Raw genomic sequence first — 11,455 nt, 5'->3', positions numbered from 1 at the left:
AAGATCAAGCTGGTACTGACCCGTCACGAGCAGTCTGCAGGCTTTATGGCCGCCACCTATGGCCGTCTGACCGGCAAGACCGGCGTCAGCCTGTCGACCCTCGGCCCTGGCGCCACCAACCTGGTTACTGCCAGCGCCTACGCCTACCTGGGCGGCATGCCGATGATGATGATCACCGGCCAGAAGCCGATCAAGAAGTCCAAGCAGGGCCGCTTCCAGATCATCGACGTGTGCGGCATGATGGACCCCATCACCAAGTACACCCACCAGTTCGCCTCGGCCGACAACATCCCGTCGCGCATGCGCGAAGCCTTCCGCCTGGCCGAAGAAGAAAAGCCGGGTGCGGTACACCTGGAGCTGCCGGAAGACATCGCCGCCGAGCAGACCGATGCACTGCCGATCCCGCGCAGCCTGCACCGCCGCCCGCTGGCCGAGCATGTGGCCATCGAAGCCGCCGTGCAGAAACTGCATAACGCCCGTAACCCGATCCTGGTGATCGGTGCCGGCGCCAACCGCAAGATGACCGCCAAGGTCCTCAAGCAACTGATCGACAAGACTGGCATCCCGTTCATCACCACTCAACTGGGTAAAGGTGTGGTCGACGAGCGCCACCCGCGCTTCCTGGGCAACGCCGCCCTGTCGTCCGGTGACTTCGTGCACCGCGCCGTCGAAGCCGCCGACCTGATCGTCAACATCGGCCACGACGTGATCGAGAAGCCGCCATTCTTCATGGTCCGTGGTGGCACCGAAGTCATCCACATCAACTTCCGCTCCGCCGAAGTCGATGCTGTGTACTTCCCGCAGGTCGAAGTGATCGGCGATATCGCCAACGCCGTGTGGCAGATCAGCGAAGCCCTCACCGAGACCTCGCACTGGGACTTCACTCGCCTGATGGCCATCCGTGAAGCCAACGAAGCGCAAATCGCCGAAGGCGCCGACGACGACCGCTTCCCGGTCTACCCGCAGCGCCTGGTTGCCGACATCCGTCGCGTGTTGCCGTCCGAAGGCATCGTTGCCCTGGACAACGGCATCTACAAGATCTGGTTTGCCCGTAACTACAAGGCGCACAAGCCAAACACCGTGCTGCTGGACAACGCCCTGGCGACCATGGGCGCCGGCTTGCCATCGGCCATGGCGGCGCACCTGGTGCACCCGGACCGCCCGGTGATTTCGGTATGTGGCGACGGCGGCTTCATGATGAACAGCCAGGAGCTGGAAACTGCAGTCCGTCTGGGCATGCACATCACCGTGGTGATCCTGCGTGACGACGGCTACGGCATGATCCGCTGGAAGCAGGCCAACATGGGCTTCACCGATTTCGGCCTGGACTACGGCAACCCGGACTTCGTCAAATACGCCGAAGCCTACGGTGCCAACGGCCACCGCGTGGAAAGCGCCGAAGGCCTGCTGCCGCTGCTGGAGCACTGCATCAAGACCCCAGGCGTACATGTGATCGACTGCCCGGTCGATTACAGCGAAAACGACCGCATCCTTAACAGCGAGCTACGTGAGCGCGCGTTGGCGGTGTAAGGCGTAGCTTCAAGCTGGCACCGACCGGCAGCATGAGTTGCCGGGTTGGCTGCCCTCCTGAAAAATCTGCCCGTGCTGTGGCACGCACGGGCAACCCTTCAAGCGTTGCTGTGCTAGGGTGCACACACTTTTGCTTCTCAGGATGTACGCCCATGCTCCCCGCTCTCAGCGAAAAAGAACTCGCCCGCCTCGAAGACCTGCTGATCACTTACGGCAACGACTACTCGGTGCTGAACCTGGCCGAACTCAATGGTTTTTTCACCGCGCTCGCCAGCTCGCCGGTCACCGTCTACCCCGAGCAATGGCTGCCTGCGGTAGCCGGTGGCAAGGTACCGAAGTTCAAGAAGCCTGCGCACGAAGAAGCGTACACCGCGTTGATGCTGCGCTATGCCAACCAGGTGGCAGAAGAGCTGGGTGATGACGTCGACCACTTCGAGCCGCTATTCGAAGAAAACGAAGGTGAGCAAGGCAATGTGATCGTCATGGAAGAGTGGTGCTTCGGTTACATGCGCGGTACCCAGGTTGCCGGTTGGGAGGCGTTGCCGCCGGAGCAGGATCAACTGCTCAAGGCTATTTCGCTGCATGGGCTGGAGGACAACTTCGAGTTGTTGGACCAGATGAGCGAAGCCGATATCCAGGCGTGCGTGCCACAGGTGGTCGAGGCCGCGCGGGGGCTGTACCGGTATTTCAACAAGCTGCACTGATTCGGAGTATGCAATAAGGCTGCTGGCCTCTTCGCAGGTAACCCGCGAAGAGACCAGCAGATCCAGCACACAGTTGGCTCAGAGGTGCTTGGGGCGGATCTCGAACGCCGACAGTGTGGCAGCCAAGCGCTCGGGGATGCGGCGTCGCGCTGGCGCGGCAATTGGTGCTTGGCATGACCGATCTGGCGAATTATTTCGCGCAGCGAAATTATGGTTTCCTCATCACACGGATTCTGCTCTGCGCCGATCAGGTGCAGCATGTGCTCCATCAGCCCACTCCGGTGCTGACCAGGAGCCAAGCCCATGTCGAACCCGATCAAGCTTTACAACTTCCCGAAGTCTGGCCACGCCCATCGCATTGAACTGATGCTGTCTCTGCTCAACCTGCCTACCGAGCTGGTGTTCGTCGACCTGGCCAAAGGGGCGCACAAGCAACCGGACTTCCTGGCCCTTAACCCGTTCGGCCAGGTACCGGTCATCGATGACAACGGCACGGTGATCGCAGACTCCAATGCCATCCTCGTCTACCTCGCCAAAAAATATGACAACGGCACCTGGCTGCCCGAAGAGCCAGCCGCTGCCGCCCGCGTTCAACGCTGGCTGTCGGTCGCTGCAGGCCCGCTGGCCTTCGGCCCCGCCGCCGCCCGCCTGGTGACCGTGTTCGGTGCTTCGTTCAACACCGACGAAGTGATCACTCGCGCCCACACCCTGCTCAAGGTGATCGATGCCGAGCTGGCCAAGTCGCCCTTCCTGGCTGGCAACACAGCCACTATCGCCGACATCGCCAACTACTCGTACATCGCTCACGCACCGGAAGGCAATGTGTCGCTGGAGCCCTATGCCAATGTGCGTAGCTGGCTGGCACGGATCGAGTCACTGCCGGGCTTCGTGCCCATGCCACGTACCGTGATCGGGCTGCAGACCAGCGCCTGACACCCCGTCCTCGGGAGGAACGCCGCCATGCAACAGACGCCGGACCAACGCCCCTCGCCCTGGCATGCGGGCGAGAAAACCCTGCAGGAAAAGGTCGGTGTAGCAGAGCGCATGGAGGCGTTCGGGCAAAAGGTCATTCGTGACTACATGCCCGACCAGCACCGCACGTTCTATCACCAGTTGCCGTTCATGGTGGCGGCCAGCGTTGACGCTCAGGGGCGGCCCTGGGCGACGCTGCTGGAAGGGCCGGAAGGTTTCGTCAGCTCGCCCGACCCACGCCAATTGACGATTGACACCAGGGTACCGGCAGATGACCCAGCCACCCCGGGGCTGGTCGCCGGGCAGGCAATCGGCCTGCTGGGCATCGAACTGCACACCCGCCGGCGCAACCGCCTCAACGGGCAGATCCGCCAGGCTGCTGCAGGGCAATTGCAGGTGACGGTGGACCAGTCGTTCGGCAACTGCCCGCAGTACATCCAGCTGCGCGACTACACCCGCGTCACCGAACCGGCCCAAGGGCGCGTCGATGCCACAACACTGAATGCCACGACCGTCAGCATGATCCAGTCTGCTGACACATTCTTCGTCGCCAGCTATGTCGAGCATGAAGGCGGCCAGCGCTCGGTGGATGTTTCCCACCGTGGCGGTCGGCCAGGGTTCGTCAAGGTCGAAGGCAACACGCTGACCATTCCCGACTACGCCGGTAACCTGCACTTCAACACCTTGGGCAACTTGTTGGTTAACCCGAGGGCAGGTTTGCTGTTCATCGACTTCAGCAACGGCAACGTATTGCAGGTGTGTGGCCGTGCCGAGGTGCTGCTGGAAAGCCCGGCCATCCAGGCTTTCGAAGGTGCAGAGCGGCTGTGGACGCTGGAGGTCGAGCAGGTGGTGTGGCGGCCGGCTGCGGTTTCCCTGCGCTGGGCCTTCAAGGAGTACGCACCGACCAGCCTGATGACCGGCATTTGGGCCGAGGCCGATGCGCGTTTGCAGCAACGTCAGCAACAGCGCCAATGGCAAGCCTGGCGCGTGCTGCGAGTGGAGCAGGAGAGCCGCGATATCCGTTCGTTCTACCTTCAGCCGCCCAGCGATGGCGCTGTAGTGTTTGCACCCGGGCAACATGTTCCGGTGCAGGTACAGCGCGACGGTGAAACGCCGCTGATCCGCACCTACAGCTTGTCCAGTGCACCTTCCGACGGCTATTTGCGCATTAGCGTCAAAGCCCAGGGCCCGGTTTCCCGGCATTTGCATGAGCGCATCGCGCCAGGCGATGTGCTTAACGTGCGTCCACCCATGGGCAGTTTCACGCTGGACGTGCAGAGCACGCGGCCGCTGGTGCTGATTGGCGCGGGGGTGGGTATCACGCCATTACTGGCCATGCTGCGCGAGCAGTTGAGCAAGGCTCAGACGCGGCATATCCACTTGTTCCATGGCGCGCGTAGCCTGACCGACCTGCCGTTCGGGCAGGAGCTGGCGAGCTTGCGGCAACAGGCGGGAGGCCTGCTGCACGTCCATCGCGCCCTGAGCCAGCCGGAAGAACATGCGCTGCTTGGACGAGATTACGAGTTTGCCGGGCGTCTGGGCATCGAGCAGGTCAAGGCCACGCTGGCGCTGGATGACTACGATTTCTACCTGTGTGGGCCAGGCAGCTTTACCCAGGACCTGTATGAAGGGCTGCGGGGCGTGCATGTGCCGGATGCGCGGATTCACGCAGAAGCCTTTGGGCCGTCGACGTTGCGGCGGCACACGGACGCCGACCAGCCTACCTTGCAACAGCCGCCCGCCGCCAGCGAGCCAGTACCGGTGTACTTTGCGGCGTCAGCCAAGGAAGCGCGCTGGGCACCCGGTAGCGGTACCTTGCTGGAGCTGGCCGAGGCGCGCGGGCTGACGCCGGAGTTCAGTTGTCGGGGTGGCTCGTGTGGTACCTGCAAGACCAAGCTTGTGAGTGGCCAGGTGCATTATCCGAATCCACCGGCAGAGCTGCCGGAGGCGGGGTCTGTGTTGATCTGTTGTGCGGTGCCGGCGCAGGTGGAGGAGAGGTTACAGGCGTTGGTGCTGGACATCTGACAAACCAGTCCCGCCCTCTTCGCGGGCAGCACAAAATGCCCAGATGAATAATAATCCCGGCACCTCATGTCCTCAGGAGCCCGCATGGACCAGATCCACCTGATGAAGGTGTTCGTCGCCGTAGGTGAGCTGGAAAGCTTCGCCGCTGCTGCCCGGCGCCTGGATATTTCCCCGGCCGCCGTCACCCGCGCCGTCTGCGCCCTGGAAGACCAGCTTGGGGTAAAACTGCTGCAGCGCACTACCCGCAGCGTACGCCTGACCGAAGCGGGAGGCCGCTACCTGGAAGACACCCGGCATATCCTCGCCAGCATCAACGAGGCCAACGCCGCCGCTGCGGGCATCAACGCCACCCCCAAGGGCGACCTGGCGGTTACCGCGCCGATCCTGTTCGGCAAGAAGTTCGTCATGCCGTGCATCGTCCGCTACCTGCAGCAGTACCCTGAAGTCGATGTGTCTGCCTACTTCCTGGACCGCGTGGTGAACATGGTCGAGGAGGGCATGGACGTTGCGGTGCGCATCGGCCCGTTGCCCGACTCGGGGTTGAAGGCGTTGCGGGTCGGCAGGGTGCGGCGCATGTTGTGCGCATCCCCCGATTACCTGGCGCGACATGGCGTGCCGAAACATCCCTCGGAGCTGGCCGGGCATGCGGTAATCGGCACCACCAACCTGTCGCCCCGTGCCGGCTGGCGCTTTGGGGTGACAGAAGAGCCGACCATGGTACGCATGAAGCCGAGGCTGACGGTCACCAGCAACGATGGGGCCATCGCGGCTGCCAGTGGCGGGCTGGGTATTGCCCGGTTGTTGTCGTACCAAGTGGCCGATGAACTGGACAACGGACAACTGCAGGTGATTCTGGCCGAGTACGAAGAGGCGCCCTGGCCAATTCATGTGCTGCACCGGGAGAGCAAGTATGGCTCGGCCAAGGTCAGGGCCTTCATCGACATGCTGGCGCAGACACTGCGAGCACAGCAACTCGATTGAGATCGTACAACGCAGGTAAAAATAGCTTGAAATAATATTTGTTGTACGATGACCTATGACGTGGCACTCTTTCGCCTGAAACAATTTGTCGCAAATAGCCCTGCCGGCGCTTGCGCCAAACGTTCGTCACTCTAAAAACAAGAAATTCAGGTGAACCATGAAGATGAAAGGCATCCGTTGGTGGATGGTCAGCCTTGTCACGGCTGGGCTCGTCGTCAACTACCTCGCCCGCAACACCCTCTCGGTGGTTGCCCCCACCTTGATGACCGACCTCTCCATCAGTACCGAGCAATACGCCAAGATCGTCGCTGCCTGGCAGGTGTGCTACGCCCTCATGCAGCCGATTGCCGGCTGGTTCATCGACTTCATCGGCACCAAGCTGGGCTTTGCCGTGTTCGCCATGGCTTGGTCGCTGGCCTGTGCCGGCGCGGCCCTGGCCACCGGCTGGCAAAGCATGGCGTTCATGCGTGGGTTGCTGGGCATGACCGAAGCCGCCGGCTTGCCGGCCGGGGTCAAGGCCACCACCGAGTGGTTCCCGGCCAAGGAGCGATCGGTGGCGATTGGCTGGTTCAACATCGGCTCGTCGCTCGGCGCCTTGCTGGCGCCGCCGCTGGTGGTGTGGGCGATCCTGCACAGTGGCTGGCAGCTGGCGTTCGTGATCGTTGGCGTTTCGGGCATTGTCTGGACCCTGTTGTGGATGCTGCTGTACAAGCACCCGCGCGACCAGAAACGCCTGAGTGACGAGGAGCGCGACTACATCCTGGCCGGGCAGGAAGCGCACTTCAAGCAGGACACCCGCGAGAAGGGCGCGTGGAAGCGTATCTTCAAGGCCCGCAACTTCTACGCCATCGCGTCGGCGCGGATCCTGTCGGAGCCTGCCTGGCAAACCTTCAATGCCTGGATTCCGCTGTACCTGATGACCGAGCGGCACATGGACATCAAGGAAGTGGCGATGTTCGCCTGGCTGCCGTTCCTGGCGGCGGACATCGGCTGTGTGCTGGGCGGGTATCTCAGCCCGCTGTTCCACCGTTACTTCAAGGTGTCGCTGTTCACCTCGCGCAAGATGGTGCTGGTGTTCGGCGCCAGCTGCATGATCGGCCCGGCCTGCATTGGCCTGGTGGAAAGCCCGTACACGGCGATCCTGTTGCTGTGCATTGGCGGGTTTGCCCACCAGACGCTGTCGGGTGCGCTGTACGCGATCACTTCCGACTCGTTCAGCAAGGACCAGGTGGCCACGGCGACCGGTATGGGCGGCATGTGCGGGTATCTGGGTGCGGCGGCGTTTACTTTGGTGTTCGGCGTGCTGGTCACACAGATTGGCTACAGCCCGTTGTTCGTGGTGCTGGCCGCGTTCGATATTGTGGCGGCGATGTTGGTGTGGAAGGTGGCGCGCGAGGTACGGGGTACCTCGGCTGAAAAGCCGATGGCGACACCCGTTGAGGCAGTTGCGTAGGGCTTGAGATTTTGGGGCTGCTTTGCAGCCCCAATTCCAGGCGACACGATTACAGCGTTTGATATTGCATCCTGAACCCCAGGCTCATAGCCTCCCCACGCTGCAACAACCTCAGCCCCGGACGCCCCGGCAGGTGATGCGCATTGACCGGGTGAGTAACCGGCTCAAAGCAGAAAAAACCTTGTCCCTGCGGACAAAACAGCAAGAAATGCTCAGCCCCACTGGCACTGCATGCCAAGCGATATCCGGCACCGGGCTGTTCAATCACGCAGTCCCCCGGCCAGCCATTGAAGGCGTGGTCCACGACCGTGTCAGGCAAGCCTCCCATGCGTTCAAAACTCCACTGCTCTGGTATCTCGGCCTCATACGAAGGCAGTCGCCCCTCCTCGGCCAACCAAACCTTGCGCGCGGCTGCATACAGCTTGGTATCGGGATACCGCGGGAAGTAGGGATGCAAACCCAACCCATACCAGTTAGCCTGCTCATCCAGATGCGTGACATGCAGGTCCAGGTTCAGGCACCCCTCGTGCAAATGCACATCCAACGTAGCCTGGTAGGCGAACGGCACTTTACTGTGCAGCGTCAGGCGTACGCGCCGCTCGCTGTGGTGCTCCACCTGCCAGGGTTGTTGCCAGGCACTGCCATGAATCGGGTAAGCGTCGTGCGTGGTATTGGGCACCAGTGCCTGCCAGCCCTCGGGCCTGGAAAAGCCACCCTCGGCAATGCGATTGGACCACGGCGCCAGCGGGTAACAGGCCAGTCGTCGTGGGGTACCGGTGGCCAGCGCGGCCGCGTCGGAATGGCGTAGCAAGGGCTGCCCGGTTGCCTTCACTTCCCAGTTGACCAGGCTGGCGCCCAGTTCGGGGGCCAGGCTCAGGCGGGTCAGGTTGTCTTGCAGGTGCAGCTCGGTTACAGCCATTCAAGGCTCCTTTCAAATGAACAATCAATGAGCCCGACGGTAGGTCAGCAGCACGATGCCGCACACCACCACGGCGGCGCCGATCAGTTGCGGGGTACTCAGGTGCTGATCGAGCAACGCCCAGCCCAGCAGCAGTGTCGCGATGGGTTCGACATTCATCACCGGTGCGTTCTGCGCCATGTTCAGCCTTGGCACACACACAAACAGCAAGGTGAAGGCCAGGCCGTACAGCACCACCAGGCTGCCCAAGGCGACCCAGCCACCGCTGCTGCCGGGCAGTGACAAGCCCGACGGCATCACACCGCTTGCGCCTGCAACCAGCATGCTGGAAAACACGATCAGCAAGGTCAGCAGGCTGCGCACTGGCCCGCGTACGGCAGCCAGTTTGTGGTCGGTGATCCACAACGCGCAGGCAAACGCACAGGCGGCACCAAAGGCCAGGCTGACGCCCAGCGCCCAGTGCGGGTTGGCCGCGCCTCTGTCGGCCAGGCGAGCCGGCACATCCAGCGCCAGTACCAGACCGCACAGAATCAGGCCCATGAACAGCACCGTGCGGCCGCTAGGTCGCGCGCCACCCAGCGCCCAGGTAAGCAATGCCAGCAACATCGGGAAGGTGTTACCCACCAGCAGCGCCAGGGCCACCGGGATGCGCGCCACTGCCGAGTACAGGCACAGGCTCTGGGTGGCGATCAGCAGGCCTAGCAGCAACTGCCAGTGCCGGGTGCCCGCAGGCAGGCCTATCGCCTGGCGTTGCCACAGCAACAGGCAGGCGAGTACCAGCAAGGTGATGCCTGAGCGACAGAGAATCGCCAGCAGCACGCCAGTGCCGTCATCGAAGGCGATGCGAGCGGCGATGTGGTTGCCGGCGAATGAACAGGCCAGCAGGGCCAGCAACGCGATGGCCAGTTTGCGTGGGAACAAGGGGGCAGCAGAGGAGGGAACAGCCATGTGCAGGGTCCATTCGCAGAGAGAACCCGGGGCCGCACGGCGGCCCCGGGTTCAGTTAAAGCACCACGCTAGGCAGCCACAGGGAAATGGCTGGAATGTAGGTCACCGCCATCAGCACCAGGAACAGCGCCAGGTAGAATGGCAGCAGCGCCTTCACCGTCGACTCGATGCTCACCTTGCCGATGGCCGAACCCACGAACAGCACCGCCCCCACCGGCGGGGTGATCAAGCCTATCCCTAAGTTCACCAGCATGATCATGCCGAAGTGCACCGGGTCCACGCCGATACCGGTGATGACCGGCAGCAGGATCGGTGTGAGGATCAGGATCAGCGGCGCCATGTCCATCACCGTGCCCAGCAGCAGCAACATGAAGTTGATGCACATCAGGATCACGTAGCGGTTGTCCGACAGAGTCAGGAACGCCGTGGTGATCTTCGACGGGATCTGCATCAGCGTCATCACGTAGCCGAAGCTGGCGGCAAAGCCGATCAGGATCATCACGATGGAGATGGTGCGAACCGTGCGGTGCATCAGCTTGGGCAGGTCGCGCCACTTGTAGTCGCGGTAGATGAACATGGTCACGAAGAACGACCACACCACCGCCACGGCTGCCGATTCGGTCGCGGTGAAAACGCCCGACAGGATGCCGCCCAGGATGATCACCATGGCCATCAGGCCCCACAGCGCCTCACCGGCAATTTTCAGCGCCTGGCGCAGCGGGATCACTTCGCCCTTGGGGTAGTTGCGCTTTTTCGCGAACAGCAGGCACAGGCCCATCATGACCGCGCTAAGCAGCAGCCCCGGCATCACCCCGGCCATGAACAGCGAGGCGATCGACACCGAGCCGCCAGCGGCCAGCGAGTACAGGACCGAGTTGTGGCTGGGTGGGGTCAGTAGCGCCTGCACCGAGCCGCTGACGGTCACGGCGGTGGAGAACTCGCGCGGGTAGCCCTTGCGCTCCATCTCCGGGATCAGCACCGAGCCCACCGAGGCCGTGTCGGCCACCGACGAGCCCGAAATCGCGCCGAAGAAGGTCGAAGCCATGATGTTGACCAGCGACAGCCCGCCACGCACGAAGCCCACCAGCACCCCGGCAAAGGCCACCAGCCGGCGTGACATACCGCCTTCGGCCATGATCGCACCGGCCAGCACGAAGAACGGAATGGCCAGTAGCGAGAACTTGTTAACCCCACTGGCCACCTGGATCATCATCGCCTGCAGCGGGATGTCGATCCACCAGGCACCGATCAACGCCGACAGGCCCAGTGCATAGGCCACCGGCATGCCCAGCAGGATGAGCGCAACGAAACTGCCCAACAGAATGAACGCATCCATTTACGCCACTCCTTCGCTTTCTTCTGCGTGGTCGAAACGCACCACCTTTCGATGGCTCTGGTCGCCAAGCAGAAGTTTTTCCAGCACGAAGACCAAGGTCAGTACGCCGCCCACCGGGATCGGCGCATAAGTCATACCCACCCGCACACCCGGCAGCGACGCCAGAAACTGGTTCCAGGTGGTGATGCACAACTTGGTGCCGTAGTAGGTCATGAATACGCACACCAGAATCATCAACACCTGCACCAGCAGCGCGACCAGCTGGCGCTGCAGCGGTGGCAGGCGATCGGTAATCATCGCCACCGCCATGTGCGCCCCGGCGCGGTAGCTGGCGGCGGCACCGACGAAGGTGAATACCACCATCAGCAGGATGGCCACCGGCTCCGGCCAGCTGGCGCCAGTACCGAGCACGTAGCGGGCAAAAATGCCCCAGGGGATGATCAGCGACATCGCCAGGATCGACAGGCCGGCGACCCAGATGCAACTGCGGTACAGCGTGTCGTTCACACGCAGGACAAGGTTTTTCATGGGCATCACCAAAGCGGCAGGGCGACGGGCGCCGCGCTGCCGAGGTCGTTCAGAAAGGG

Annotated in this window: 10 protein-coding genes; 6 read left to right on the top strand and 4 right to left on the bottom strand. The window is 62.7% G+C overall.

Features of this window, described 5'->3' with window-relative positions:
- The 6 genes from B9A31_RS12620 to B9A31_RS12595 all read left to right on the top strand — a co-directional run.
- On the top strand, positions 1-1,530 hold a 1,530-nt coding region (locus B9A31_RS12620; protein WP_033694640.1), incomplete at its 5' end, for an acetolactate synthase large subunit.
- 152 nt (positions 1,531-1,682) lie between these two features.
- Complete coding sequence (locus B9A31_RS12615) at positions 1,683-2,234, top strand: UPF0149 family protein (RefSeq protein ID WP_016712047.1); 552 nt, start codon at positions 1,683-1,685, stop codon at positions 2,232-2,234.
- A gap of 303 nt (positions 2,235-2,537) precedes the next feature.
- On the top strand, positions 2,538-3,167 hold the full coding sequence (locus tag B9A31_RS12610; RefSeq protein ID WP_019098133.1) for a glutathione S-transferase family protein: 630 nt from the start codon (positions 2,538-2,540) through the stop codon (positions 3,165-3,167).
- 27 nt (positions 3,168-3,194) lie between these two features.
- Entirely contained in the window at positions 3,195-5,231 is a 2,037-nt protein-coding gene (locus B9A31_RS12605) for a pyridoxamine 5'-phosphate oxidase family protein (RefSeq protein WP_084297037.1), read from the top strand.
- Between the two features lie 84 nt (positions 5,232-5,315).
- Entirely contained in the window at positions 5,316-6,212 is an 897-nt protein-coding gene (locus B9A31_RS12600) for a LysR family transcriptional regulator (RefSeq protein WP_084297036.1), read from the top strand.
- A gap of 157 nt (positions 6,213-6,369) precedes the next feature.
- On the top strand, positions 6,370-7,665 hold the full coding sequence (locus B9A31_RS12595; RefSeq protein WP_084297035.1) for an MFS transporter: 1,296 nt from the start codon (positions 6,370-6,372) through the stop codon (positions 7,663-7,665).
- A gap of 49 nt (positions 7,666-7,714) precedes the next feature.
- Here the strand turns inward: B9A31_RS12595 and B9A31_RS12590 are convergent, their stop codons facing one another.
- From B9A31_RS12590 to B9A31_RS12575, 4 genes are read right to left on the bottom strand one after another with little or no spacing between them, the layout of a single operon-like run.
- Positions 7,715-8,584, bottom strand: a complete 870-nt coding sequence (locus tag B9A31_RS12590) for an aldose 1-epimerase (protein ID WP_027615353.1) — start codon at positions 8,582-8,584, stop codon at positions 7,715-7,717.
- A 24-nt stretch (positions 8,585-8,608) separates the two neighbouring features.
- On the bottom strand, positions 8,609-9,532 hold the full coding sequence (locus tag B9A31_RS12585) for an EamA family transporter (RefSeq protein ID WP_019098128.1): 924 nt from the start codon (positions 9,530-9,532) through the stop codon (positions 8,609-8,611).
- A 55-nt stretch (positions 9,533-9,587) separates the two neighbouring features.
- Positions 9,588-10,868 carry a TRAP transporter large permease gene (locus tag B9A31_RS12580; protein WP_016712039.1) on the bottom strand — a complete coding sequence of 427 codons (1,281 nt, stop codon included), beginning with the start codon at positions 10,866-10,868 and terminating at the stop codon, positions 9,588-9,590.
- Positions 10,869-11,396: a TRAP transporter small permease gene (locus tag B9A31_RS12575; protein WP_019098127.1), complete on the bottom strand. Its 528-nt coding sequence runs from the start codon at positions 11,394-11,396 to the stop codon at positions 10,869-10,871.
- Positions 11,397-11,455 lie beyond the last annotated feature (59 nt).

Source organism: Pseudomonas sp. URIL14HWK12:I5, from assembly GCF_900176445.1.
GTDB lineage: Bacteria > Pseudomonadota > Gammaproteobacteria > Pseudomonadales > Pseudomonadaceae > Aquipseudomonas > Aquipseudomonas monteilii.
The sequence above is the reverse complement of the archived record's forward strand: the minus strand, read 5'-3'. Positions and strand labels throughout refer to the sequence as shown.